Source organism: Pseudomonas sp. NPDC086581, assembly GCF_044746165.1.
Lineage (GTDB): Bacteria > Pseudomonadota > Gammaproteobacteria > Pseudomonadales > Pseudomonadaceae > Pseudomonas.
In genome coordinates this window covers 247,954-271,621 of the sequence record NZ_JBIVBR010000001.1, presented here as the reverse complement: position 1 = coordinate 271,621, position 23,668 = coordinate 247,954, and the positions used below count along the sequence as shown (strand labels likewise).

General features: G+C 65.3%; 23 protein-coding genes. 11 read left to right on the top strand and 12 right to left on the bottom strand.

Translation table 11 applies throughout. The annotated features are described in order from the left end of the window. Positions 1 to 117 precede the first annotated feature (117 nt). Positions 118 to 1,176: a DNA polymerase IV gene (gene dinB, locus ACIPK7_RS01220; protein WP_401084592.1), complete on the top strand. Its 1,059-nt coding sequence runs from the start codon at positions 118 to 120 to the stop codon at positions 1,174 to 1,176. Positions 1,177 to 1,180: 4 nt separating this feature from the next. Here dinB and ACIPK7_RS01215 read toward each other — a convergent pair whose 3' ends face one another. The 4 genes from ACIPK7_RS01215 to ACIPK7_RS01200 all read right to left on the bottom strand — a co-directional run bounded on the left by ACIPK7_RS01215 (position 1,181) and on the right by ACIPK7_RS01200 (position 5,856). Further along, the gene (locus ACIPK7_RS01215) at positions 1,181 to 1,579 is read right to left on the bottom strand and encodes an META domain-containing protein (RefSeq protein ID WP_192430394.1); all 399 of its coding nucleotides are present in this window, start codon (positions 1,577 to 1,579) and stop codon (positions 1,181 to 1,183) included. Then, positions 1,576 to 2,016 (bottom strand): hypothetical protein, encoded by a 441-nt coding sequence (locus ACIPK7_RS01210; RefSeq protein ID WP_192430393.1) that lies wholly within the window; start codon positions 2,014 to 2,016, stop codon positions 1,576 to 1,578. The genes ACIPK7_RS01215 and ACIPK7_RS01210 overlap by 4 nt, the downstream gene beginning before the upstream one ends. A 62-nt stretch (positions 2,017 to 2,078) precedes the next feature. Continuing rightward, positions 2,079 to 3,068, bottom strand: a complete 990-nt coding sequence (locus ACIPK7_RS01205) for a 2-hydroxyacid dehydrogenase (protein ID WP_192430392.1) — start codon at positions 3,066 to 3,068, stop codon at positions 2,079 to 2,081. Between the two features lie 16 nt (positions 3,069 to 3,084). Further along, a complete protein-coding gene (locus tag ACIPK7_RS01200) occupies positions 3,085 to 5,856 on the bottom strand; it encodes a response regulator (protein WP_192430391.1) in 2,772 nt (923 codons plus the stop codon). Positions 5,857 to 5,983: 127 nt separating this feature from the next. Here ACIPK7_RS01200 and ACIPK7_RS01195 point away from each other — a divergent pair, with 127 nt between their 5' ends. From ACIPK7_RS01195 to mazG, 6 genes are all read left to right on the top strand, one after another. Then, positions 5,984 to 6,700, top strand: a complete 717-nt coding sequence (locus tag ACIPK7_RS01195; RefSeq protein ID WP_192430390.1) for a response regulator transcription factor — start codon at positions 5,984 to 5,986, stop codon at positions 6,698 to 6,700. Position 6,701: 1 nt separating this feature from the next. Beyond that, positions 6,702 to 8,048, top strand: a complete 1,347-nt coding sequence (locus ACIPK7_RS01190) for a sensor histidine kinase (RefSeq protein WP_192430389.1) — start codon at positions 6,702 to 6,704, stop codon at positions 8,046 to 8,048. A gap of 102 nt (positions 8,049 to 8,150) precedes the next feature. Continuing rightward, entirely contained in the window at positions 8,151 to 9,050 is a 900-nt protein-coding gene (gene cysM, locus ACIPK7_RS01185) for a cysteine synthase CysM (protein ID WP_081520291.1), read from the top strand. Position 9,051: 1 nt separating this feature from the next. Next, positions 9,052 to 10,422, top strand: a complete 1,371-nt coding sequence (gene rlmD, locus ACIPK7_RS01180) for a 23S rRNA (uracil(1939)-C(5))-methyltransferase RlmD (protein ID WP_401084585.1) — start codon at positions 9,052 to 9,054, stop codon at positions 10,420 to 10,422. Positions 10,423 to 10,511: 89 nt separating this feature from the next. Next, complete coding sequence (gene relA / locus ACIPK7_RS01175) at positions 10,512 to 12,773, top strand: GTP diphosphokinase (RefSeq protein WP_401084582.1); 2,262 nt, start codon at positions 10,512 to 10,514, stop codon at positions 12,771 to 12,773. Beyond that, the gene (gene mazG, locus ACIPK7_RS01170; protein ID WP_192430386.1) at positions 12,766 to 13,599 is read left to right on the top strand and encodes a nucleoside triphosphate pyrophosphohydrolase; all 834 of its coding nucleotides are present in this window, start codon (positions 12,766 to 12,768) and stop codon (positions 13,597 to 13,599) included. The genes relA and mazG overlap by 8 nt, the downstream gene beginning before the upstream one ends. A gap of 158 nt (positions 13,600 to 13,757) precedes the next feature. Here mazG and ACIPK7_RS01165 read toward each other — a convergent pair whose 3' ends face one another. Next, positions 13,758 to 14,690: an aspartyl/asparaginyl beta-hydroxylase domain-containing protein gene (locus ACIPK7_RS01165; protein ID WP_192430385.1), complete on the bottom strand. Its 933-nt coding sequence runs from the start codon at positions 14,688 to 14,690 to the stop codon at positions 13,758 to 13,760. A 162-nt stretch (positions 14,691 to 14,852) separates the two neighbouring features. Between ACIPK7_RS01165 and ACIPK7_RS01160 the strand changes: the two genes are divergently transcribed. Then, a complete protein-coding gene (locus ACIPK7_RS01160) occupies positions 14,853 to 15,392 on the top strand; it encodes a DUF2058 domain-containing protein (RefSeq protein WP_192430384.1) in 540 nt (179 codons plus the stop codon). A 15-nt stretch (positions 15,393 to 15,407) separates the two neighbouring features. On the opposite strand, the gene ACIPK7_RS01155 is transcribed toward ACIPK7_RS01160, so the two are convergent. Together ACIPK7_RS01155 and ACIPK7_RS01150 are read right to left on the bottom strand one after the other, a co-directional pair. After that, positions 15,408 to 15,689: a Rho-binding antiterminator gene (locus ACIPK7_RS01155; RefSeq protein ID WP_401084577.1), complete on the bottom strand. Its 282-nt coding sequence runs from the start codon at positions 15,687 to 15,689 to the stop codon at positions 15,408 to 15,410. Between the two features lie 10 nt (positions 15,690 to 15,699). Further along, on the bottom strand, positions 15,700 to 15,924 hold the full coding sequence (locus ACIPK7_RS01150; RefSeq protein ID WP_192430382.1) for a thioredoxin family protein: 225 nt from the start codon (positions 15,922 to 15,924) through the stop codon (positions 15,700 to 15,702). A gap of 114 nt (positions 15,925 to 16,038) precedes the next feature. On the opposite strand from ACIPK7_RS01150, the gene ACIPK7_RS01145 reads away from it, so the two are divergent. After that, positions 16,039 to 16,608, top strand: a complete 570-nt coding sequence (locus ACIPK7_RS01145; protein ID WP_192430381.1) for a MarR family winged helix-turn-helix transcriptional regulator — start codon at positions 16,039 to 16,041, stop codon at positions 16,606 to 16,608. Between the two features lie 72 nt (positions 16,609 to 16,680). On the opposite strand, the gene ACIPK7_RS01140 is transcribed toward ACIPK7_RS01145, so the two are convergent. The 4 genes from ACIPK7_RS01140 to ACIPK7_RS01125 form a co-directional block, all read right to left on the bottom strand. Then, positions 16,681 to 17,970, bottom strand: coding sequence for an outer membrane protein transport protein (locus ACIPK7_RS01140; RefSeq protein WP_192430380.1), 1,290 nt, complete (start codon positions 17,968 to 17,970; stop codon positions 16,681 to 16,683). Positions 17,971 to 18,148: 178 nt separating this feature from the next. Beyond that, on the bottom strand, positions 18,149 to 18,628 hold the full coding sequence (locus tag ACIPK7_RS01135; protein ID WP_192430379.1) for a hypothetical protein: 480 nt from the start codon (positions 18,626 to 18,628) through the stop codon (positions 18,149 to 18,151). A 182-nt stretch (positions 18,629 to 18,810) separates the two neighbouring features. Next, positions 18,811 to 19,464 (bottom strand): tetratricopeptide repeat protein, encoded by a 654-nt coding sequence (locus tag ACIPK7_RS01130; protein WP_192430378.1) that lies wholly within the window; start codon positions 19,462 to 19,464, stop codon positions 18,811 to 18,813. A gap of 115 nt (positions 19,465 to 19,579) precedes the next feature. Beyond that, a complete protein-coding gene (locus ACIPK7_RS01125; protein ID WP_401084572.1) occupies positions 19,580 to 20,434 on the bottom strand; it encodes a sulfurtransferase in 855 nt (284 codons plus the stop codon). 79 nt (positions 20,435 to 20,513) lie between these two features. Here ACIPK7_RS01125 and ACIPK7_RS01120 point away from each other — a divergent pair, with 79 nt between their 5' ends. Then, positions 20,514 to 21,308: a lysophospholipid acyltransferase family protein gene (locus tag ACIPK7_RS01120; protein WP_401085560.1), complete on the top strand. Its 795-nt coding sequence runs from the start codon at positions 20,514 to 20,516 to the stop codon at positions 21,306 to 21,308. 23 nt (positions 21,309 to 21,331) lie between these two features. Here the strand turns inward: ACIPK7_RS01120 and ACIPK7_RS01115 are convergent, their stop codons facing one another. After that, positions 21,332 to 22,393 (bottom strand): SMP-30/gluconolactonase/LRE family protein, encoded by a 1,062-nt coding sequence (locus ACIPK7_RS01115; RefSeq protein ID WP_401084569.1) that lies wholly within the window; start codon positions 22,391 to 22,393, stop codon positions 21,332 to 21,334. 134 nt (positions 22,394 to 22,527) lie between these two features. Here ACIPK7_RS01115 and rnd point away from each other — a divergent pair, with 134 nt between their 5' ends. Continuing rightward, on the top strand, positions 22,528 to 23,667 hold the full coding sequence (rnd, locus tag ACIPK7_RS01110) for a ribonuclease D (protein ID WP_401084566.1): 1,140 nt from the start codon (positions 22,528 to 22,530) through the stop codon (positions 23,665 to 23,667). Position 23,668: the final 1 nt, after the last annotated feature.

The following is a 23,668-nucleotide window of genomic DNA, read 5'->3' as shown; positions in this document are numbered from 1 at the left end:
CGGGGGCGGAATCTTCCCGGCTGTGGATAACCGAAGCGGCGGCGTTTTGCATTACCATGGACGGGTTTTCCGCCGTCTTTCCGGGCGGCTTCCGATGGTGATGCAGGCGCCTTCTTAGTGACTCGGCAGAGAAAGATCATCCACATCGATTGCGACTGCTTCTACGCCGCCATCGAGATGCGCGACGACCCGACCCTCGCGGGCAAGCCGCTGGCCGTGGGTGGATCGCCGGACAAGCGTGGCGTGGTCGCGACCTGCAACTATGAGGCGCGTGCCTACGGGCTACATTCGGCCATGGCCATGCGCACGGCGGTCAAGCTGTGCCCCGATCTCACCATCGTGCGCCCGCGCATGGACGTATATAGAGAAGCTTCGCGGGACATCCACGCGATCTTCCGCGACTACACCGACCAGATCGAGCCGTTGTCCCTGGACGAGGCCTACCTTGACGTCAGTGACAGCGACCGCTGCGGCGGCAGCGCTACGCGGATCGCCCGGGAGATTCGCCAGCGGGTCTGGGAAACCCTGCACATCACGGTGTCCGCCGGGGTGGCGCCGAACAAGTTCATCGCCAAGATCGCCAGCGACTGGCGCAAGCCCAATGGCCTTTTCGTGGTCACGCCCGACGAGGTGGATGGTTTCGTCGCCGAACTGCCGGTGAAGAAGCTGCATGGCGTGGGCAAGGTCACCGCCGAGAAGCTGGCCCGCCTGGGGATTCGCATCTGCGCGGACCTGCGCGACTGGTCGCGGATTCAGTTGGCGAAGGAATTCGGCAGCTTCGGCGAGCGGCTCTGGGGCTTGTCGCGGGGTATCGATGAGCGTCCGGTGCAAGTGGATAGCCGGCGTCAGTCGATCAGCGTGGAGAATACTTTCGATCAGGACCTGCCGGACCTGGCCGCTTGCCAGGAAGAGTTGCCGTCTCTACTGAGTGAGTTGGAGCGGCGCATGACGCGCCTGGACGCCAGCTACCGGCCGGGCAAGCCATTCATCAAGCTGAAGTTCCACGATTTCACCCAGACCACCCTGGAGCAGGCGGGCGCCGCGCGGGACTTGGAAAGCTATCGGCTTTTGCTGGGGCAGGCCTTCCAGCGCGGCAACAAGGCGGTGCGGCTGATCGGTGTGGGCGTGCGCCTGGTCGATCTGCGCGGCGCCCACGAGCAGCTCAGTCTGTTCTAGCTGCTCAGCCTTCCGGCCACATGCGCATGGCGCGGCCGCTGGCGGGCCACAGGCGCAGCTCGCCTTCTTCGGTGATATCCCAGCGCTGCACTTCGCCGAGCATCTGGAGGAACTGCTGTTCCTGCTCCATCACCAGGTCGGCACACAGCTTGCGGGTGGCGCCAGGCTGGCCGAAGGTCAACTGGTCGCCTTCGAGCTTGTAACTGGCGAACCAGTGGTTGCAGCCAGCGCTGCCGTAGGCGCGGCCGTTGCCGTCCAGGGTCAGGCTGATGTGGGTGTAGTCGATCAGCGGGTGCTCACCGACCCACTCAACGCGGTAGGTCTGTTCCGCTTCGGGGACCGGCTTGCTGGCGCAACCGGCCAAAGCCAGCGCGGTGCAGGCGCTGGCGATCAGGGCTTTCATGCAATCTCCTTGCTCTGGCAATCCGGGCAGAGGTGGCGATTGCCGACCTTGGCCCATCCGAGTTCGGCGATGCGCTGCTCGGCGGCGGGCTGCTGGGCAGCCTTTCCGTGGGTGGCATCGACGGCGAATTCGAAGTCCAGTGTAGCTGCGCAGCCGTCGCAGTTGACCTTCCATTCATGGATACCCAGTTCACGGAACACCGGGCCCTTGGCCACGGCCATCCACTGTCCCGGTGGGTTGATCAGGTGGCGGACCTTTTCCACTTCCAGCGTCATGCTCAGGCTTTTGCTGCCCTTGAGGCTGACCAGCATTGTGTCGCCGGCCTTGATCGAGCCACCGATGCCGGTGACCTGGTAGCGGCCCGGAGTCAGCGCGCGGCACTCGTTGAGGGTGAATTGCGGGTTGAGCAGGGTATAGCGGAAATCGTGCTGGGCCATGGGTCCTCCGGGAAAGCGCGGCATTCTAGGGCGCGTGGCGTGCGGATGCGAGCGCCTTCTGCTCAGTTTTTCACCAGGTTGACCGGATGGCCGGCCTGCCAGGCGGCGATGTTGGCTAGCGTGGTCTGGGCGATTCCGGCCAGCGCCTCGCGGGTCAGGAAGGCCTGGTGCGCGGTGATGATCACGTTGGGGAAGGTCAGCAGACGCGCCAGCACGTCGTCCTGCAGCGGCAGGTCGGAGCGGTCGGCGAAGAAGATGTCGGCTTCCTCTTCATAGACGTCCAGGCCGAGGTAGCCGAGCTGGCCGCTTTTCAGCGCCTCGATCAGCGCCGGGGTGTCGACCAGCGCGCCGCGGCCGGTGTTGATCAGCATGGCGCCGCGCTTCATGCGTTGCAGGCTGTCGGCGTTGATCAAGTGTTTGGTGGCCTCGTTGAGCGGGCAGTGCAGGCTGATGATGTCGGACTGCGCGAGCAGCTCGTCCAGCTCGACGAAGCGCCCGCCCAGGGCCTCAATGGCGCGGTTGGGGTAAGGGTCGTAGGCCAGGATGTTGCAGCCGAAGCCGCTCATGATGCGGGCGAAGACTTCGCCGATCTGCCCGCTGCCGATGATTCCGACAGTGCGCCCGTGCAGGTCGAAGCCAGTCAGGCCGTGCAGCGAGAAATCACCTTCGCGGGTGCGGTTGTAGGCGCGGTGCAGGTGCCGGCACAGTGCTAGGACCAGTCCTACGCCATGTTCGGCTACCGCGTGGGGCGAATAGGCCGGTACGCGCACCACGGCCAGACCCAGCGCGTGGGCGGCGGCGAGGTCGACATGGTTGTAGCCGGCCGAGCGCAAGGCGATCAGTTTCGTGCCGCCAGCGGCCAGGTGCTCCAGCACCGGGCGCGACAGGTCGTCGTTGACGAAGGGGCAGACAACCTCGAATCCCATGGCCAGGGCGACGGTGTCCTCACGCAGTTGCGCCTGCTGGAAATGCAGCTCGAACCCGCGGCCATGGTTGGCGGCGAGAAAGCTGTCGCGGTCGTAGGTCTGGTTGCTGAACAGGATGATGCGCATCAATTGAATTCCGTCTTCAGTGCGTCTGGCCGGCTTCGATTTCCAGATGGCCCTCGGTTGCCTGTGCCAGCTCGGCTATGGCCTTGTCCAGCTCGTCCAGCGCTGCGGGGCCGTCCGGATCGTTCTGCTTGAGCAATGTCTCGGCGCGCTGGCAGGCCGCGCGCAGCATCGGCACGCCGCAGTAGCGGGTCGCGCCGTGGAGGCGGTGGATCCGTTCGAGCAGGGTATTGCGGTCATTGCGCTCGCGGGCCTGGAGGATCACCTGGCGGTCGGCGGACAGCGATGCGAGCAGCATGCCGAGCATGTCGGCGGCCAGCTCCGGCTTGCCGGCGGCCAGGCGCAGGCCTTCCTCCGGGTCCAGGACGCTGAGGCCGTCCAGCGAGGATTGGGCCTGGCGCGGACGCTCGTCACGTGGCTCACCCAGCGCCAGCCCGGTCCACTTGAGGATCACCTGGACCAGCTGGCGCTCGTCGATCGGCTTGGTCAGGTAGTCATCCATGCCGCCCTGCAACAGGGCGCGCTTCTCGTTGGCCAGGGCGTGGGCGGTGAGGGCAATGATCGGCACCGGGCTGACCTCGCGGTCGCCTTCCCACTGGCGGATCGCTTCGGTGGCCTGGCGGCCGTCCATGATCGGCATCTGCACGTCCATGAAGACCAGGTCGAAGCGCTCACGCTGCACCGCCTCGACGGCGGCGAGACCGCTATCGACGGCGGTCACCTCGGCGCCCATGTCGGTCAGCAGGGTCTTCACCAGCAACAAGTTGGCCGGGTTGTCGTCGACGCAGAGCAGGCGTGGAATGCGTTCAAGCTTGCCGTTAACGTTCTTGTCCTTGCGCGCCGGCCGCAGGTGCAGCAATTCATTCAATGCCTGCTGCAGCTTGCGCGTGCAGGCAGGTTTGCTCTGTACCTGGGCATCGGGCAGCACGTCGTTGTAGTGCGCCTGTTCGATGGTCGGGCAGAGCACCAGGCTCTTGCAGCCGTGCTGTTCCAGCTCGCGGATGGACTGGCGCAGCGCCTCGGGCGGATGGTCGGCGGCGGTCACGCCGAGCAGCGCCAGGGTGATCGGTGCCTTGTCCGACGGCCCCTCCAGCAGGGTCTTCTCCAGCGTGACGAGATCAGGGAATTCGGTGACTTCCAGGCCGCAGTCTTCCAGTTGGTGGTGCAGCGCGGTGCGGGTCAGTTCGTGGGGTTCGTACAGTGCCACGCGCAGGCCGCCCGCCAGCGCGTGCGGCAGGTCGTCGCCGTCGTCGCGGGCCTTGGGCAGGTTGAGGCTGATCCAGAACTCAGAGCCATCGCCGGCGCTGCTTTCCACGCCGATCTCGCCGCCCATCTGCTCGATCAGTCGCTTGGAAATGACCAGCCCGAGGCCGGTACCGCCGGCCTGGCGCGACAGCGAGTTGTCGGCCTGGCTGAAGGCCTGGAACAGCGCGCGCAGGTCGGCGTCGGTCAGGCCCACGCCGGTGTCCTGCACGCTGATGCGCAGTTGCGCGCGGTCGTCGCTCTCGTCTTCGAGCATGGCGCGCACGGCGATGCTGCCGTCGTGGGTGAACTTGATGGCGTTGCTCACCAGGTTGGTCAGCACCTGCTTCAGGCGCTGCGGGTCGCCCACCAGCTGCAGCGGGGTGTCGCGGTAGATCAAACTGACCAGCTCCAGGTGCTTCTCGTGGGCGGCAGGGGCGAGGATGGTCAGGGTGTCCTGGATCAGTTCGCGCAGGTTGAACGGGATGTTCTCCAGTACCAGCTTGCCGGCCTCGATCTTCGAGAAGTCGAGGATCTCGTTGATGATCCCCAGCAGGCTTTCGGCGGACTTGTGGATGGTAGAGAGGTAATCCTGCTGGCGGCTGGTCATCTCGCTCTTCTGCAGCAGGTTGGTGAAGCCGAGGATGCCGTTGAGCGGGGTGCGGATCTCGTGGCTCATGTTGGCGAGGAACTCGGACTTGATCCGGCTCGCCTCCAGGGCCTCTTTACGGGCGAGGTCCAGCTCGATGTTCTGGATCTCGATGGTTTCCAGGTTCTGCCGCACGTCCTCGGTGGCCTGGTCGATGTTGTGCTGCATCTCTTCCTGGGCGCTCTGCAACGCCTCGGCCATGCGGTTGATGCCGCCTGCGAGTTCGTCCAGTTCGTGGCTGCCCAGCGCGGGCAAGCGGGTTTCCAGGCGGCCTTCCTTGAGCTGGGCGACGCCCTGGGCGATCTGCCCCAGGGGCGCGTTGATCGCGCGGCTCATGCGCAGGGCGAGGAGGGCGGTAACAGCCAGGCCCGCGCCGATCAGCAGCAGGCTGGTGAACAGGCTGCGGTAGCCGCGCAGCAGGGTGCCGTGGTGCGAAAGCTCCAGCTCGACCCAGCCCAGCAGCTTTTCGGCGTCGTCGTCCGGGTCGCCGGACAGGCTGCGGTGTTTACCCAGTACCGGCAGGAGGAAGTGGGTGGTGTCCAGGTTGCTCGCCATGCTCAGGTGCGAGCCGTCGCCCGAGGGCATGGGAGTGAGGATGCTGGGGCCGGCGTGGACGAGTTTTTCCCGATCCGGTCCCAGAAAGGTCACGGCGCGCACGTCGGGCTGGTCCAGCGCTTCGTTGGCAATGCGCTCGAGCAGCTCGTTGTTGTGGTTGGCCATGGCCGGGGCCGACAGCGGCGCCAGTTGCTCGGCGATCAGTTGCCCGCGCTCGATCAACTGGGCGTGCATGTCCGACAGCTGCACCCAGGTGAAATAACCGCCCAGCACCAGCGCCAGCAGGCTGGTGGGCAGCAGGGTGAGCAGCAGTACCCGTCCCTTGATGCCGAGATCCTTGAACACGCGCGTCCTCCAATGCGTTTATCCCCGGCAGTGTAGCGGTTCAGACCTGCGTCGGAAGCCCTTTGCCTTGCCGGGAATGAGCGGAATCGTGAATACTTCGCGCAATTGCTAATCACTCTTATTTGATATGAACAACTTCGCTTCGCCCGGCCTGCGTCTGCTGACCATTGAGGACGACCCGACTCTGGGGGCCCACCTGTCTTCCCACTTGAGCGAACGCGGCTTCGCGGTCACCTGGTGCCAGGACGGCGACGAAGGCCTGGCCCAGGCCCGCGGCGGCGACTACGACCTGATACTGATGGACATCATGCTGCCCGGCACCGGTGGCCTGGATATCCTTCGCACCCTGCGCCGCGAGCGCGCGGTGCCGGTGATCCTGATGTCCGCCCTGGGCGCCGAGCAGGACCGCATTGCCGGCTTCTCCCAGGGCGCCGACGACTACCTGCCCAAGCCTTTCAGTCTTGCCGAACTCAGCGTGCGCGTGGACGCCGTGCTGCGCCGGGTGGCGCTGGAGCGCGGCAGCCAGTCGCTGAGCAGCACGCCTACGCCGACTGGTTTGCAGATGGACCCGCAGCAGGACGACGTGGGACTCGACGGCCAATGGGCCGGCCTGACCGGCACCGAGTACCGTCTGCTGGAAACCTTCCTCAGCAGCCAGGGTGAGACCCTGAGCAAACCCTTCCTTTATCAGCACGTGCTGCATCGCGCCTTCACCGCCCACGACCGCAGCCTGGACATGCACGTCAGCCACCTGCGCCGCAAGTTGCAGGCCATCGGCTACGTCCGCCACCAGTTGCACACGGTCTGGGGCAAGGGCTATGTGTTCGCCGAGGCCGAGGATTGACATGCCCGGCCGTCACTCGCTGTTCTGGAAGCTTGCCATCGCCCTCGTGGCGCTGTGCCTGTCGGTGATCTGGCTGTCCTGGAACTGGGGCAAGCAGATGGAGCGCGACAGCTACTTCCTCTCTGAGGCGGCGCAGCAGGTGCTCACAGGCTATGCCGACGAGGCCCAGCAAGCCTGGCGCACCGGCGGGGCGGCAGGCGTCGATGCCTGGCTGGCGCAGATGAAGCAGCGCGAGCCGGTGTGGATGGTTGTGGTAGATGCGCGCCTGCAGTCGCTGGGCACGCAGCCGCTGTCGATAGAGGACGTGGCGCACCTGACATTCCAGCGCGGGCTTGACTGGCCGGTAAGCTCGCGCTCGGTGAACCTGCCGTACATTGGTATTCCCTTCCCGGACGAACCGGGCGGTGGCCGGCTGGTCGTCCAGTTGCCGCAGCGCTACCTGCCGGGCGGTCTGAGCTTCCTGCGCCAGTCCATCAGCCACGCGCTGGTGCCGGCGATCCTTGCGCTGATGCTCTGCGGGCTGATCTATCGCCGACTGGTGCGCCCGCTCGGCCGTCTGCGCGAGCACGCTAACGCCTTGCAGGCGGATAACCTCGGCTCGGTCGCCGGACCGGAGCTGATCGCCCGCCGCGACGAACTCGGCGAACTGGGGCGCGCGCTGGACCACATGGCCGAGCGCCTGCGCGGCCACGTCGGCCTGCAGCGCCAGTTGCTGCGCGACCTGTCCCACGAACTTCGTACGCCGCTCAGCCGCCTGCGGGTAGCGGGCGACAGCCCGATCAGCGAAGCCGCGCTGCGCCAGCGGGTCGAGCGGGAAGTGGAGGTGATGCAGCGCCTGGTCGCCGATACCCTGGAGCTTGCCTGGCTGGACACCGAACGCCCGCGCGTGGAACTGGAAGAGATCGACCTGCGCTCGCTATGGGACCTGCTGGTGGACGACGCACGCTTCGAGGCGGGCTGGAGTACCGAGCGCTTCCTTTATCAGGTGCCGGCGGACTGCCGCGTGCGCGGCCATCTCAACGGCCTGGCCCAGGCGTTGGAAAACCTGCTGCGCAATGCTATCCGTCATTCGCCGGAAAACGGTCGCATCCGCCTGAGCGGCCGGCGCGAGTCCGGCGGCTGGCATCTGTGGCTGGAAGACGATGGTCCCGGCGTGGCTGAAAGTGACCTGGAGCGCATCTTCCTGCCTTTCACCCGGCTCTCCGACGCGCGTACCGGCGAAGGCTTCGGCCTGGGCCTGAGCATTGCCCGCAGCTCGCTGCGCATGCAGGGCGGCGAACTCTGGGCGGACTGCGCCGAGGCGGGTCTGCGCGTGCACCTGCGCCTGCCCGCCGCGGCGGTGGCCTGAGCGGGAGGTGGGCCCCTGCACATGGCTTGTTAGGAAGTTTCGTATGGCGGGGCGGTTTTTGCCGGTATCATAGGGCGCCCTGTTCCAGATCCGAGTGCTTCCATGACCGTGCAGTACCCGACTATCGCCGATTGCGTCGGCCATACCCCGCTGGTGCGCCTGCAGCGCCTGGCCGGGGAAACTTCCAACACCCTGCTGGTGAAACTCGAGGGTAACAACCCCGCGGGTTCGGTGAAGGATCGCCCGGCGCTGTCGATGATCACCCGTGCTGAACTGCGCGGCGACATCAAGCCCGGCGACACGCTGATCGAAGCCACCTCCGGCAACACCGGCATCGCCCTGGCGATGGCGGCGGCGATCAAGGGCTACCGCATGATCCTGATCATGCCCGACAACTCCACCGCCGAGCGCAAGGCCGCCATGACCGCCTATGGCGCCGAGCTGATCCTGGTGACCAAGGAGCAGGGCATGGAAGGCGCTCGCGACCTCGCCGACCAGATGGCGCGCGAAGGCCAGGGCAAGGTGCTCGACCAGTTCGCCAACGGCGACAACCCGATCGCCCACTATCACTCTACCGGCCCGGAAATCTGGCAGCAGACCGGCGGCGAGATCACCCATTTCGTCAGCTCCATGGGCACCACCGGCACCATCATGGGCGTGTCGCGCTACCTCAAGGAGCAGAACCCCAACGTGCAGATCGTCGGCCTGCAGCCAATGGAAGGCTCGGCGATCCCCGGCATCCGCCGCTGGCCGCAGGAATACCTGCCGAAGATCTTCGATGCCACTCGCGTCGACCGCGTAGTCGATATGCAGCAGAACGAAGCCGAGGACGTGATGCGCCGCCTGGCCCGCGAAGAGGGCATTTTCTGCGGCGTATCCTCCGGTGGTGCGGTGGCGGCCATGCTGCGCCTGTCGCGCGAGCTGGAAAACGCGACCCTGGTGGCAATCATCTGCGACCGTGGCGACCGTTACCTGTCCTCGGGCGTGTTCGACTCCAACTGACATGGCCAAGCAGAGATCCGGTCTGCGCTTCCAGCCCAGTGGCGGAGCGCGCAGCCCTGCGGTACCGGTGGGCAAGAAACAGCGCCTGAACATCGAGCGCCTGGCCCACGACGGCCGCGGCATCGCCCACATCGACGGGCGCACCTGGTTCGTCGACAACGCCCTGCCGGGCGAGTCGGTGGAAGCCCGCGTGCTGTCCGCCCGCGCGCAGATCGTCGACGCCCGTAGCGAACGTATCTTCACCGCCGCCGCCAACCGCCGCACCGAGCCTTGCCCGGTGGCCGGCACCTGTGGCGGCTGCAGCCTGCAGCACCTGTCCCACGCCGATCAGCTGGCGCTCAAGCAGCGCACCCTGGCGGAGCAGCTGGAGCGCTTCTCCGGCCTGGTCCCGCAGGAGTGGGCGGCGCCGCTGGTCGGGCCGGAATTCGGCTACCGCCGCCGCGCCCGCCTCGCCGTGCGCTGGGACGTGAAGGCCAAGCGCCTGGAGGTCGGCTTCCGCGCCGCCGCCAGCCAGGCCATCGTCGCCTTCGACGACTGCCTGGTACTGGTGCCCGAGCTGCAGGTTCTCGCGCGCGAGCTGCCGGAGCTGCTGCGTGGCTTCGCCAAGCCGCAGTGCCTTGGCCATGTCGAGCTGTTCCACGGCTCTTCCAGCGCGCTGCTGCTGCGGCATATCGAACCTTTGTCCGATAGCGACCGTGCGCGACTGCTGGAATTCTGTTCGGCACGGGATGTGCAGCTGTGGTTGCAGGGTGACGGCGAACCGACGCTTTGCTCCGATGCTGCAGAAAACAGCGGGAACCGCGAGCTCGGCTTCCGGCTCGAAGCCTGGAACCTGACCCTGGCCTACCGCCCCGGCGACTTCGTTCAGGTGAACGAGCCGGTGAACGAGGCGATGGTCGCGCAGGCGCTGGACTGGCTGAAGCCGGGCAGCGACGAGCGCGTGTTGGACCTGTTCTGTGGCTTGGGCAACTTCGCCCTGCCGCTGGCGCGCCAGGTGCGCGAGGTGGTGGGCGTGGAAGGTGTGCAGGCCATGGTCGAGCGCGCCGCTGCCAACGCCCGGGCCAACGGCCTGGCCAATACCCGGTTCCATCAGGCAGACCTGATGAAACCGCTTGCCGACGCCCCCTGGGCGGCGGAGGATTTCACCGCCGTGCTGCTCGACCCTCCGCGTGACGGAGCCTTTGAGCCGGCGCGGCAGATGCGTTCACTGGGCGCGGAGCGGGTACTCTATGTGTCCTGCAACCCGGCGACCCTGGCGCGTGACGCTGGCGAGTTGGCCCGACAGGGCTATCGTCTGAAGCGCGCCGGCATTCTCGACATGTTCCCGCAGACGGCCCATGTCGAGGCCATGGCTTTGTTCGAGGCAGGCTAGGACGGCCTGCGCAATCCGACCGGCTCAAGCAAGAAAGGCCGGCGCAGTGAGCGGTGTGTTGTGGCGCACCGTGGGGAAGGGTAGACACGATGGTACAGGTGAGAGCGCACCAGCCGGTCAACACTGACGGCAGCATCAATCTCGAGGCCTGGCTGGACCATGTCCAGACCCTGGTCCCGGGACTGGATCGCAAGGTCCTGCTGGAAGCTTGTGAATTCGCCCGCGAGGTGGAGCACAAGGCGGTCAGCACGACGGACAACTCCTGGGCGGACGGCACCTCCAGCTTCCAGACGGGGCTCGAGATCGCCGAAATCCTGGCGGACCTGAAGCTTGACCAGGAATCGCTGGTCGCCGCGGTGGTCTACCGCGGCGTGCGCGAGGGCAAGGTCAAGCTTGAGGACGTGGCGCAGCGTTTCGGCCCCGTCGTCGCCAAGCTGATCGAGGGCGTGCTGCGCATGGCGGCGATCAGTACCAGCCTCAGCCCGCGGCAGTCCCTGGTGCTCGGCACCCAGGCGCAGATCGAGAACCTGCGCAAGATGCTGGTGGCCATGGTCGATGATGTTCGCGTCGCGCTGATCAAGCTGGCCGAGCGAACCTGCGCCATTCGCGCGGTGAAGAACGCCGACGAAGAAAAGCGCATGCGCGTCGCCCGCGAAGTCTTCGATATCTACGCCCCGCTTGCCCACCGTCTGGGCATCGGTCACATCAAGTGGGAGCTGGAGGACCTGTCCTTCCGCTACCTCGAGCCCGACCAGTACAAGCAGATCGCCAAGCTGCTGCACGAGCGCCGGCTGGACCGCGAGCAGTACATCGCCACCGTGATGCAGCAGCTCAAGGATGCCCTGGCCGCCACCGGCATCAAGGCGGACCTCTCCGGCCGGGCCAAGCACATCTATTCCATCTGGCGGAAGATGCAGCGCAAGGGCCTGGACTTCAGCCAGATCTACGACGTGCGCGCCGTGCGCGTGCTGGTGCCGGAAATGCGTGACTGCTACACCGCGCTGGGCATCGTGCACACGCTGTGGCGGCACATCCCCAAGGAATTCGACGACTACATCGCCAATCCCAAGGAAAACGGCTACCGCTCGCTTCACACCGCGGTGATCGGCCCCGAGGGCAAGGTGCTGGAAGTGCAGATCCGCACCCACTCCATGCACGAGGAAGCCGAGCTGGGCGTCTGCGCGCACTGGCGCTACAAGGGCACCGACGTCAAGGCCAGCTCCAACCACTACGAAGAGAAGATTTCCTGGCTGCGCCAGGTGCTGGAGTGGCACGAGGAACTGGGCGATATCGGCGGCCTGGCCGAACAGCTGCGGGTGGATATCGAGCCCGACCGCGTCTACGTCTTTACCCCCGACGGCCACGCCATCGACCTGCCCAAGGGCTCCACGCCGCTGGACTTCGCCTACCGCGTGCATACCGAGGTGGGGCACAACTGCCGTGGCGCCAAGATCAACGGGCGCATCGTGCCGCTCAACTACAGCCTGCAGACCGGCGAGCAGGTGGAGATCATCACCGGCAAGCAGAGCGGGCCGAGCCGCGACTGGCTGAACCAGAACCTGGGCTACGTCACCACGTCGCGGGCGCGGGCGAAGATCGTCCACTGGTTCAAGCTGCAGGCGCGCGACCAGAACGTCGCCGCCGGCAAGGCCATGCTCGAACGCGAGCTGGGCCGCCTGGCGCTGCCGCCGGTGGACTTCGAGAAGCTCGCCGAGAAGGCCAACTACAAGACCGGCGAAGACCTCTTTGCTGCCCTGGGCGCCGGCGACCTGCGCCTGGCCCATGTGGTCAACTACGCGCAGCAGCTGGTCGAGCCCGAGCGCGGCACCGAGCAGCTCGAACTCATCCCGCGCAAGCCGAGCAAGATCGGCCACGGCAAGCGCGGCGACATCCAGATCCAGGGCGTCGGCAACCTGCTCACGCAGATGGCTGGCTGCTGCCAGCCGCTGCCGGGCGATGCGATCGTCGGCTACATCACCCTCGGCCGCGGCGTCACTATCCACCGCCAGGACTGCGCCACCGCGCTGCAACTGGCCGGGCGCGAGCCTGAGCGGATCATCCAGGTCAGCTGGGGGCCGGTGCCGGTCAGCACCTATCCGGTGGATATCGTCATCCGTGCTTACGACCGTTCCGGCCTGCTGCGCGACGTCTCGCAGATGCTGCTCAACGAACGCATCAACGTGCTGGCGGTGAACACCCGCTCGGACAAGGAAGACAACACCGCGATCATGCGCCTGACCATCGAGATCCCCGGTCTCGACTCGCTGGGCCGCCTGCTGGCGCGCATTTCCCAGTTGCCCAACATCATCGAGGCGCGGCGCGACCGCGGCGCGGGTGCCAAGGATGCATAAGCTCGACGACCTGCTGTACCTGATGGCCCGGCTGCGCGACCCGCAGCACGGCTGCCCCTGGGATCTCAAGCAGAGCTACGCGACCATCGTGCCGTATACCCTCGAGGAAGCCTACGAAGTCGCCGATGCCATCGAGCGCGGCGACTTCGACCACCTGCGCGAGGAACTGGGTGACCTGCTTTTCCAGGTCGTCTACTACGCGCAGCTGGCGAGGGAGGAGGGGCGCTTTGAGTTCGATGCGGTGGTGGATGGCATCACCACCAAGCTGATTCGCCGCCATCCCCATGTGTTCCCCGACGGCGACCTGTACGGCGAGTCAGACCCGGCGAAGCTGGCGGAAGCGGCGGTCAAGCAGCGTTGGGAAGAGCTCAAGGCCGAGGAGCGCGCCGCCAAGGCCGCCGAGCCGGTGCAACTGTCCCTATTGGATGATGTACCCAACGCCCTGCCGGCGCTGAGCCGCGCCGCCAAACTGCAGAAGCGTGCCTCCCAGGTCGGTTTCGACTGGGCCGACGCCCTGCCGGTAGTGGACAAGGTGCGCGAGGAACTGGACGAAGTACTCGAGGCCATGGCCGGTGGCGACACCGAGGCCCAGGCGGAGGAGGTTGGCGACCTGCTGTTCGTGGTGGTCAATCTGGCGCGGAAGCTCAAGGTTGACCCGGAAACCGCCCTGCGTGCCGCCAACGCCAAGTTCGAGCGCCGCTTCCGCTACATCGAAACGGCCCTGCGCGACCAGGGTCGCACCCTGGAAGACAGCAACCTGGAAGAGATGGACGAACTGTGGGGCGCCGCCAAGCGCGACGAGAAGAGCCCGCTCAGCTGTGGATAAGTTCTCGCTCCAATAAAAAAGCCCCGCAATCGCGGGGCTTTTTTATTGGATTTTGTAGGAACGAGGGGGACGCCTAGTCCTTGCTCGCGAACCGCTTGACGCCGGCGCTGCCGGAAAATCTGTTCGCGAGCAAGCTCGCTCCTACCGATACCCGGGTCTCAGCCGAACAACCAGCGCAGGATCAGCACCAGCAGCACCACCGCCAGCACCGGCCGGCCGATGCGGTAGGCTTTGGGATAGGCTCGCTTGAACACTTTCACATTGCTGCCCACGGCGTTGCCGAAGCGGATCAGCACCGAGTAGGCCTGGTTGATCCCGCCGACGCGCTCTCCCTCGACGTTCTGTGGCGCCGTGGCGCGCCCAAGGAAGGCGCTGACGCGACGGTTGATGCGGGTCAGCAGCGGCGACTTGAGCGGGCGCTCGATATCGCAGAAGAGGATCAGGCGCGACTCGTCCGTCTCGTTCTTCACCCAGTGGACGAAGGTCTCGTCGAACATCACGTCCTGGCCGTCGCGCCAGGCGTAAGGCTGGCCATCGACGAAGATGCGGCATTCGTCGGAGTTCGGCGTGGCCAGGCCCAGGTGATAGCGCAGCGAACCGCCATAGGGGTCGCGGTGCTTGTTCAGGTGACTGCGCGGCGGCAGGCGGGTGAACATTGCGCCCTTGACGTTGGGGATGCTGCTCACCAGTTCCACAGTCTTCGGGCACAACTGCTGCGCCGAGGGCAAGGGGCCGTCGTACCAAGTCAGGTAGAAGCGCGTCCAGCCCTTCTTGAAGAAGGAACCGAAGCCGGCCTCGTTGTTGTTCAGGGCATCGCGGATGTAACCCTCGTCGAACAGCTGCTCGGCTTCCTCGCGGATCATCTGCCAGTTGTCGCGCAGCTTGTCGAGCTCAGGGAAGCGCTCACGGTCCAGGTAGGGCTTGGACGGCACGCTGGAGTTCAGGTACATCAGCGAGTTGTAGGGGGCGAACCAGGCGGAGTGGTTCACGATCTGGCGCAGGAAGGGCAAGCGCACCTTGCCGCGCAGATGCACGTAGAGAATGGCAATGAGGAAGATGGCCAGTACCGCGAGAACGATGAGCTTCAGCATGGAGGTTGCGAGTCCGCTCCAGATGAGTGATTTCGAGCCAGGCACTTGCGCTGCGCTGGCACAGGCCCGAGGATTATACCCCCTGAGGACGATCCCGCCGCACCTATGCGTTGGTCTGGGAGTTGTCCTGCATCAATATGGGCTGTTGGAGAGCCTCGATTCATGAGCATGTCATTGCGTGACCAGTTGCTGAAAGCTGGGCTGGTCAACGAGAAGCAGGCCAAACAGGCCGGCAAGCAGAAGCAGAAGCAACAGCGCCTGGAACACAAGAACCAGGTGGCCAAGGACGACAGCCAGCGTCAGGCGGCCCTGCAGGCCCAGGCCGAGAAGCAGGCCCGCGACGCCGAGCTGAACCGCCAGCAGCAGGAGAAGGCCGAAAAGAAGGCCAAGGCCGCGCAGATCAAGCAATTGATCGAAGGCACGCGCCTGCCGAAACTGGAGTCGGACGATTACTACAACTTCGTCGACAACAAGAAGGTCAAGCGTATTGCGGTCAACGACATGCTCCGCGACAAGCTCAGCCGCGGAAGCCTGGCCATCGTCAGCTATGACGGTCGCTACGAGATCGTGCCGCGCGATGCCGCGCTACGTATCCAGGAGCGCGACGAGCGCCGCATCATCGTCCTCAGCGAGCCCAGCGGCGAGCCGGACGAAGACGATCCGTACAAGGATTACGTGGTGCCCGACGACCTCATGTGGTGAGGTCGGTGCAGTCGCTCAGCCGGCGGCATCCAGCTCCACCCTTCCGAACAGCGCCTGCGTCGACAAGGGCGTAATGGCGTGCAGACGGTCCAGCCGGAGTTCCCGGCTGGCATCGTCCACGCGCACTTCGAGAAACTCTTCCAGCACTCCGCCCGCGTTCCTTCGCGTATGCGTTGTGAAGGCCTGGGCGTCGAACACCAGGCCGTCACGCAGTTCCAGACGCAGCCAGTAGCGATAGAGGCAGGCGATCTCCAGAAAGTCATGGAGATCGCAGTGCAATGGCTGGTAGTCGCTCATGCCGCCCGGCCTATTTCAGGTCCACCAGGGCGGCGCCGAAGTTCAGGTGCAGCACCTGCCCATCGACCACCAGTGCCGGTACGGATTTGACCCCGGCCGCCTCGGCTTCGGCCACGCGTGGCGACTGCTCGCCCAGGTGCACCACTTCGATTTCGCGGTTCAGTAAGGGCAGCAGGGAGCGCTCGGCTTCGACGCAAACGGGGCAGCCAGCATGGTAGTAAACGGCTTTGCTCATGGTCCTTCTCCTGATTAATTAAGTATCGAATCGATACTGTTTCAGTCTGCGGCTGAAAATGACCTTCTGTCAAACTGGTTTTTGATCGATACTATCTATCGGAGGGATCAGCCCATGACCGATACGACCCTGTTCGACTACCTCGAACGCATCGCTAGCCTGATGCGCGCCTGGGCGCGCGAGCAGCCGCTGATGGCGGAGTTGCAGCCGATCCAGCTGAGCGCGCTGAACTACCTGGCGCGTTGCAACCGTTATTCGAATACGCCGCTGGGGGTAACGGATTTCCTCGGGCTGACCAAGGGCACGGTGTCCCAATCGCTCAAGGCTTTGGAGGCCAAAGGGTTGATCGAGAAGCGCCCGGACGCCCTGGATCGCCGCAGCGTGCACCTGGAACTGACACAGGAGGGGCGGGGGCTGATCGATACGCTGGTGCCGCCGGTATTCTTGCGTCGCGCCGAAGAGGCGCTGGGGGAGCGCAGCGCCTTGCTGGTCGAGCTACTGCGAGAACTGCTAGCGACCGTGCAACGCCAGGAGAACGTGCCGGGGTTCGGCCTGTGCCGCACCTGTCGCTTCCATCAGAAGCTGGATGACGGTGCGCTCTGCGGGCTGACGGGCGAAAGACTGGCAGCGCACGAAGGCGAATTGATCTGCCGCGAGCACGCGACGCCTGACGAGGCTGCCTGAGCGGCCCTCTCGCAAAATAACGGGCAAGAAAAAGCCGGGCATCTGCCCGGCTTTTTCATGGCGCAGACGCTATCAGAAGCGATAGGTCATCTGCGCGGTCAGGCCGTGGGCGCTGTTGTCGTACTTGGCGCTGTAGGCCGGCTGCAGTTGCAGGCCTGCCAGTTCCTGGCCGTCGGGCTGGTTCACGCCGGCGGTGGATTCCCACAGGTAGGCGTAGGCCACGTCGAAGGTCATGTCGGCGTTAGGCGAGTAGCCGGCGCCCAGGGTGAAGATCTTGCGGTCGCCCACTGGGATGCGCACGTTGCGGTGCTCATTGGTGGTCGGCGATGGATCGTAGGCGAAGCCGGTACGCAGGACCCATTGGTCGTTGAACTGGTAGGAGGTACCAATCGCAGCGGACCAAGTGTCATGCCAGCTCAGGTCTTCGCCGATGGTGTCGAAAGCGGCCAGCGGGGCGCCGGTGTTCTGCACCTCGATGGACTTCAAACGGCTCCAGCGCGTCCAGGTGGTGCCGCCGTAGACGGTCCAGCGGTCATCCAGCTTCTGGGTGATCGACAGGTCCAGGGACTCGGGCAGGGTGATGTCCAGACTGGCGTCCATGCGCGAGTCGAACAGGCCTGCCGGCGAGTTGGACACGGTGGTATGGCCGTCGAGCTTGTACTTGACTTTGGAGTGGTAGGTGGCGCCGATGGAGGTGCTCTCGGTCGGGGTCACCAGGACGCCGACGTTGAAGCCGGCAGCGGTGTCGTCGCCCTTGATGCTGATCTTGGTGTCGTCACCGTTGCCGCCCAGAGCGCCGTTCAGCGCGCCGGTGTTCAGGTAGTTTTCCAGCTTGCCGTCGATGCGGTTGATGGTCGGGCCGAAGCCGACAGCCACCACGTCGTTGAACTTGTAGCTGATGGTCGGCTGGACAGTGATCACCTGGACTTTGCTGTAGGAACCGTGGGAACGGCCCTGGAAGCCACTTTCGTAGTCGTTGATGATGCCGTAGGGCACGTACACGCCCAGGCCGACGCTGACCTTGTCGTCCAGCGGAGTGGAGAAGTAACCGAAGGGAACGGCAGCAATCGGGACGGAGTCGCCCTTGTTGGAGCCCGAGGCAGTGCTGTGGGCGTCGCTGATGTCGTCCTTGGCGGACACCACGGCCAGACCGCCGCTGACTTCAGTTCGCTTGAGCTTGGAAATGCCGGCAGGGTTGCCGTAGATGGTGCTGGCGTCCAATGCCGAGGAAGCGCGGCCCGCGTAGGCGGTACCGGCGCCGCTGGCGCTCTGCTCGTTGATGGCGATGCCGTTGGCAAGCACCTGAGCGGAGGCAGCGCTGATGGTCAGTGCGAGGGTAGTCTTGAGCCATGTTGTTTTCATTGTAAGAGCAACTCCTGTGTTTATCGGCGCGCAAGCTACCAAGATTCCCGGGTCTTGGGTAGTGGTGGGCAGGCGCTCTACCTTGGGCTTTCGGGCTCAAACAAGCGTTCCATCTGAATGATGGCCGTTCGTCGCTGTATGTAAATAATTTCTGACCGACTGGTCACGTTAAAAAGTCCTACGCGACTCGACTGAAATTTCCGACGTAGCTGTGCCAAGCGTCGACGAAGTCGTGAAGCCGGCCGTGAGGGTGGAATACCTGGCGCCAGACGCGGGCCAGTTCCATGGGGTCGCCTGTGAGCGGCAGGGGCAGGTGCTCCGCCTCCACGAGCATCCAGGCGATGGCGGTGCTGTAGCGCAGGTTGACTGTGAGTTCGAGATGCGGTGCGTCGAGGAAGGCATGCTGGCTGGCCAGCCCTCGCACGCGGCTGGCCAGCTCGGGGTCCAGCGCCAGGAATCCATCCCAGACCGTCTGGTGCTGTTGATCACCAATGCGATACAGCCCGTGGCCATGGCTGTCATCGAGGGCGCTCCCCAGCGCCGACTGACAGGCCGCTGCCCCCAGCAGCAGCGATTCGGCCGCGACACTGTGACGCCCCAGATAGTGCAGGGTGGGGCGAATCACATACTGGCAAAGATCATTCGCGGCGATACCCATGACATCCTCGTCATCAATGACCGGCGGGGCTGGGCGTCTTGGCAGCTTCTGATGATTATCCTCGGCCCCGCCGGAAGCGGACTTAGCCGCTCGAATTGAAGTGTAGTGCGATGAAGATGATGTAAAGGCCTGTTTTTAAACTGTTTCGTCGGCGCAGTTTTCGTTCATATTCCTTCTGGCGATTAGATGCTCGGCGGTAACTCCGGCATCGCAGAGAGCTTTTCCTCGGCCTCTTCGTGGCCCTGGTCCGCTGCCTTCTGGTACCAGGCGCGGGCCTGTGCGGGATTCTTCGCCACGCCGCGACCCTTGGCGTAGCTTTCGCCTACCTCGTACTCGGCATCCACATCGCCCTGTTCGGCGGACAGCAGATAGAGAGCAAAGGCCTTCTTGTAGCTGCGGGTCACGCCGGTGCCGTTCTCGTACATGATCGCGAGGTTGTACTGGGCATCCTTGTCGCCCTGGTCGACGGCTTTCTGGTACCAGTACACCGCCTTGGCCGAGTCCTGTTCGACGCCATCGCCATTATCGTAGGCATTGCCGAGGTTGTACTGGGCGCAGGCGTGGCCCTGCTTGGCGGCCTTCTCGTACCAGTAGGCGGCTTTCTCGTAGTCCTGGTCGTATTCGTCACTGCCGGAGTCGTATTCCAAGCCGAGGCTGTACTGGGCGCTGGCGTGGCCGGCCTTGGCGGCTTTCACCAGGTCTTCGCCGTAGAGGTCGGACCACTGGTCCTGGATGTCGCAGGGCGTTGCTTCCAGTGCGGCGGCGTAGAGCGGGGTGGCGCTGCACAGGCCGAACAGCAGGCTGGCGAGCAGGGTTTGGCGGATGCGCGAAGGCATGGGATCACTCCTTTGAAGAATGGGCACGAGTCTGACCGATGCCCTGACACCTATCCATAGGAACGGAAGGCGTTGGTGTGAAGCGCCTTCCGTTTTTTCCGCCAGAGCGGGGTGATCAGTCGCCCTTGGCCACCGGGCGGCGGGCATCGGTGATCCATTCGCTCCAGGAGCCGGCGTACAGGCGACCCAGCGGGTAGCCCGCCAGGCTCAGGGCAAACAGGTTATGGCAGGCGGTGACGCCGGAGCCGCAGTAGGCCACCAGATCTTCAGCCGAACGTCCGCGCAGCAGCCCGGCGAAGCGCTGGTGCAGGTGCTCCGGGCGCAGGAAGCGGCCGTCGTTGCCGAGGTTGTCGGTAAAGGCTGCGCACTGGGCACCGGGAATGTGTCCGGCGACCGGGTCGATGGGTTCGATCTCGCCACGGAAGCGCGGCAGGCCGCGGGCATCGATCAGTGGCAGTTCGGCAGAGCCGAGTTTCGCGGCCAGTTCACTTGCGCTGATCAGCAGGTTGTTGTCCGGCTCGCCTTTGAAGTCGCCCGGACGCAGCGGCGTTTCGGCAGTGGTCAGGCGCAGGCCGGCATTGCGCCAAGCGGTCAGGCCGCCATCGAGCAGGTACACGCCCTCGCTCTTGCCCAGCCACAGCAGCAGCCACCAGGCACGGGCAGCGAAGGCGCCGGGGCCGTCGTCATACAGCACCACTTCGCTGTCGTCGTTCAGGCCCCAGGCGCGCAGATGTTCCTGCAGATGCAGCGGATCGGGCAGCGGATGGCGGCCTGTGACACCCGGAATCACCGGGGAGGAAAGGTCCCGGTTGAGGTCGGCGAAGTGCGCGCCGGGGATGTGGTTTTCCTGGTAGCTGCGGGCACCGTAGGCCGGGTCTTCGAGAGCGAAACGGCAGTCGAGCAGGACGAGATTCGGGTCATCGAGGCGGGCGGCCAGTTGCTCGGGCGTGAGCAGGCGGGCTTGGGTCATGGGCGCGTTCCTGTGTCGTGACGGGGCTGAGGCGCATCATAAGGCTTGTACGATGAAAAGTTGGTGGGAGTTGGCGAACATGCACGACCAGCAATCGGCACCGCGCAAGGCGGGCCCGCTGCGCGTCGCCCTGGTGGGTTTGGCGACCGTTCTGATCACCCTGGGCTACAGCGTCCGGGTCCTGGCGTTGGGCGCCATCGGCCGGCTGCGCCGCGCCAAGGTCGACGGTTTCACCCGCGACTGGTCCGGCAGCCTACTGCGCCTGACCGGTGCGCGCCTGAGTCGCCACGGCGAGGTGCCGGACTTCGGCGATGGTCGTCGCTACATGATCCTCTGTACCCATTCCAGCTTCTACGACATCCCGGCGATCTTCGTGACCATGCCCGGTTCGATCCGCATGTTGGCCAAGCGCGAGCTGTTCGCCGTGCCGGTTTGGGGCGCGGCTATGCGCGCGGCGGAGTTCCCGTCCATCGACCGGCACAACCGTCACCAGGCCATGGCCGACCTGGCGAAGGCGCGGGAGATGATGGAAAGCGGCATCGTGCTCTGGGCTGCGCCCGAGGGCACGCGCTCCAAGGATGGCAAGCTGCAGCCGTTCAAGAAGGGGTGTTTCCGCCTGGCCCAGCAGACCGACGCGATCATCGTTCCGGTGGCCATTCGCGGCATCCAGCAATTGCTGCCGGCTGGCGGGCTGAAGCTGAACCTCGGTATGCCGGTGGAAGTGCATGTCGGCGCGCCGATCGACTCCACCCAGTTCACCGAACGTGGCGTCGATGCGCTGATGGCCGAGGCGCGCGAGCGCATGCTGGAGTTGCTGGAACCTGCCGCAGCGCCCGCATCGGCGCCTGCCCTGAAGGAGCAGGCGCCGGCCTGAAGCGTCCTGGGAACCGGCGTCCTTCAGTGGATCGGCAGCCGGCCGATGCGGTCGTTCTCCAGGCTGCCCAGGTAGAGCACGCCATTCACCGGTTTGGCCGAAGTCACCATGCGCAGGTGCTGGCCGCTGGTGTCATGCAGGCTGCGGACGATCTCGCCTTTCTCGTTCAACTGGATCACCAAGCCGTAGGGCACTGGCTTGGGCAGCACGGCGCGCGGCAGCTTGGTGAGCTGGCGCTTCAGCCAGGGCAACTGCTGGATCATGTCGGCATCGGCCTTTCGCGGCGAGGGCAGGGCGACCCAGAAGGTGCCGCTGCGGTCGCTGGCGAGGTTGTCCGGCAGGCCCGGCAGGTTTTCGATGAAGACCTCGTGCTGACCAGCCTTCTCGCCCTTGAGCCAGTAACGGGTGATGCGGTAGCGGTAGGTTTCGTTGACCAGCACGAAGTCCTCGTTCTGTGACAGCGCCACGCCGTTGGCGAAGTACAGGTCCTTGAGCAGGGTTTCGGTCTTGCCGGTGGCCGGGTCGTAGCGCAGCAGGCGGCCGTGGGGGCGCGCTTCGAGCAGGTCGAGGATGTAGTCAGGCTGGTGGAAGCGGCTGGATGCGTCGCTGAAGTAGATGCGGCCATCGCTGGCAATGTCCAGGTCATCGGTGAAGGCGAAGGGAACGCCGTCGGCCGAATCGGTCAGCACGCGGATCTTGCCCTGTGGATCGACCGCCAGCAGGCCCTTCCAGGCGTCGGCGACGATCAGGTTGCCGCTCTTGTCGAACGCCAGGCCCAGCGGGCGGCCGCCGGTCTCGACGAAGGTTTCCGCCTTACCGTCGGCACCGATGCGCACGATGCGCCCGTCATCCAGCCCGGCGAAAACCCGGCCCTGGCTGTCCACGGCGGTGTCTTCGGGGCCGACGATCTGGCCCTGGGCGAGCAGTTCGGCTTTCATCAGCGTGTCGTTGGGTTCCATCACGCCGGTCATCGGTGGCGCCTTGGGCGGCGTCCAGGCCAGCGGATCGATGGGGCTGGGCGTGAGCGCCAGGTAGACCGCAACGGCTGCGGCCAGCAGGACGACCAGTCCGAGAAGCTTTTTCATGCGCAAGCTGCCTTCTTGTTGTTGTGGGCGGGGCAAAGCGTAGAGATTGCCATGCAGTTGTCACAGACCGATAGCCGAGCGGAATGCTCGCACATCCTGCATCTCTATATACTGCGCGCACCGAAACGAAGGAGATGTTCGTGACCGTCCTCGACATACAGTGGATTCGCGACGATGCCGCCCTGGAGCGCAAGTGCCAGGACTGGAAAGAATTGCCGTACCTCGCGCTCGATACCGAGTTCATGCGTGTCGATACCTTCTACCCGGCCGCCGGCCTGGTGCAGGTGGGCGACGGCCGTGGTGTGTGGCTGATCGACCCGCTGCTGATCCGCGACTGGTCGCCGTTCGCTGCCGTGTTGGAGTCGCCGCTGGTGGTCAAGGTGTTCCATGCCTGCGGCGAAGACCTGGAGGTCTTCCAGCGCCTGACCGGCAGCCTGCCTCAGCCGCTGTTCGACACCCAGCTGGCCGCCGCCTACCTGGGCATGCCGCATTCCATGGGCTACTCCAAGCTGGTGCTGGAAATCCTCGGACTCGACCTGCCCAAGGACGAAACCCGCTCCGACTGGCTGCAACGCCCGCTGACCGACATGCAGGTGCGCTACGCCGCCGAGGACGTGCAGCACCTGGCCGAGGTCTACGTGAAGCTCGCGCCGCGCCTGAGCGACGAGAAGCTGCAATGGCTGCTGGCCGACGGCACGGACCTGACCAACAACCAGAGCCGCGTCAGCGACCCGCAGGAGGCCTACCTCGACGTCAAGCTGGCGTGGAAGCTCAATCGCCCGCAACTGGCCGTACTGCGTGAGCTCTGTGTCTGGCGTGAGGAACAGGCGCGGTTGCGCAACAAGCCGCGCAACCACATTCTGCGCGAGCACACCCTGTGGCCACTGGCGCGCTTCCAGCCGGCCGACAAGGTCGCCCTGGCGCGCATCGACGACATGCACCCGCGCACCGTGCGCCAGGACGGCGACACCCTGATCGCACTGATCGCCCACGCGGCGAAGCTCCCCGAAGCGGTCTGGCCGCAGCCTCTGCCCGAGCCGCTGCCGCGCGAGATCACCCCGGTACTGAAGAAGCTGCGTGAAGTCGGCCAGAAGGAAGCTGAGCGCCTGGAAATGGCGCCGGAGCTGATGCTGCGCAAGAAGATTCTCGAAGCCCTGCTCAAAACCGGCTGGCCCGACGGCCCTTACCACCTCCCCGATTCGCTGCAAGGCTGGCGCCGCGAGCTGATGGGGCAGGCTCTGCTGGACAGCCTGTCTGCCCAGACCCCTGAATAAC

Coding starts and splice junctions, on each gene's coding strand:
- ACIPK7_RS01195 (WP_192430390.1), top strand. CDS start 5,984: ATGAACAACTTCGCTTCGCCCGGCCTGCGTCTGCTGACCATTGAGGAC.
- ACIPK7_RS01115 (WP_401084569.1), bottom strand. CDS start 22,393: ATGAAAAAGCTTCTCGGACTGGTCGTCCTGCTGGCCGCAGCCGTTGCG.
- ACIPK7_RS01165 (WP_192430385.1), bottom strand. CDS start 14,690: ATGCTGAAGCTCATCGTTCTCGCGGTACTGGCCATCTTCCTCATTGCC.
- relA (WP_401084582.1), top strand. CDS start 10,512: ATGGTACAGGTGAGAGCGCACCAGCCGGTCAACACTGACGGCAGCATC.
- mazG (WP_192430386.1), top strand. CDS start 12,766: ATGCATAAGCTCGACGACCTGCTGTACCTGATGGCCCGGCTGCGCGAC.
- ACIPK7_RS01140 (WP_192430380.1), bottom strand. CDS start 17,970: ATGAAAACAACATGGCTCAAGACTACCCTCGCACTGACCATCAGCGCT.
- ACIPK7_RS01135 (WP_192430379.1), bottom strand. CDS start 18,628: ATGGGTATCGCCGCGAATGATCTTTGCCAGTATGTGATTCGCCCCACC.
- ACIPK7_RS01210 (WP_192430393.1), bottom strand. CDS start 2,016: ATGGCCCAGCACGATTTCCGCTATACCCTGCTCAACCCGCAATTCACC.
- ACIPK7_RS01130 (WP_192430378.1), bottom strand. CDS start 19,464: ATGCCTTCGCGCATCCGCCAAACCCTGCTCGCCAGCCTGCTGTTCGGC.
- ACIPK7_RS01125 (WP_401084572.1), bottom strand. CDS start 20,434: ATGACCCAAGCCCGCCTGCTCACGCCCGAGCAACTGGCCGCCCGCCTC.
- ACIPK7_RS01160 (WP_192430384.1), top strand. CDS start 14,853: ATGAGCATGTCATTGCGTGACCAGTTGCTGAAAGCTGGGCTGGTCAAC.
- ACIPK7_RS01120 (WP_401085560.1), top strand. CDS start 20,514: ATGCACGACCAGCAATCGGCACCGCGCAAGGCGGGCCCGCTGCGCGTC.
- rlmD (WP_401084585.1), top strand. CDS start 9,052: ATGGCCAAGCAGAGATCCGGTCTGCGCTTCCAGCCCAGTGGCGGAGCG.
- ACIPK7_RS01190 (WP_192430389.1), top strand. CDS start 6,702: ATGCCCGGCCGTCACTCGCTGTTCTGGAAGCTTGCCATCGCCCTCGTG.
- ACIPK7_RS01145 (WP_192430381.1), top strand. CDS start 16,039: ATGACCGATACGACCCTGTTCGACTACCTCGAACGCATCGCTAGCCTG.
- ACIPK7_RS01215 (WP_192430394.1), bottom strand. CDS start 1,579: ATGAAAGCCCTGATCGCCAGCGCCTGCACCGCGCTGGCTTTGGCCGGT.
- cysM (WP_081520291.1), top strand. CDS start 8,151: ATGACCGTGCAGTACCCGACTATCGCCGATTGCGTCGGCCATACCCCG.
- rnd (WP_401084566.1), top strand. CDS start 22,528: ATGTTCGTGACCGTCCTCGACATACAGTGGATTCGCGACGATGCCGCC.
- ACIPK7_RS01205 (WP_192430392.1), bottom strand. CDS start 3,068: ATGCGCATCATCCTGTTCAGCAACCAGACCTACGACCGCGACAGCTTT.
- ACIPK7_RS01155 (WP_401084577.1), bottom strand. CDS start 15,689: ATGAGCGACTACCAGCCATTGCACTGCGATCTCCATGACTTTCTGGAG.
- ACIPK7_RS01150 (WP_192430382.1), bottom strand. CDS start 15,924: ATGAGCAAAGCCGTTTACTACCATGCTGGCTGCCCCGTTTGCGTCGAA.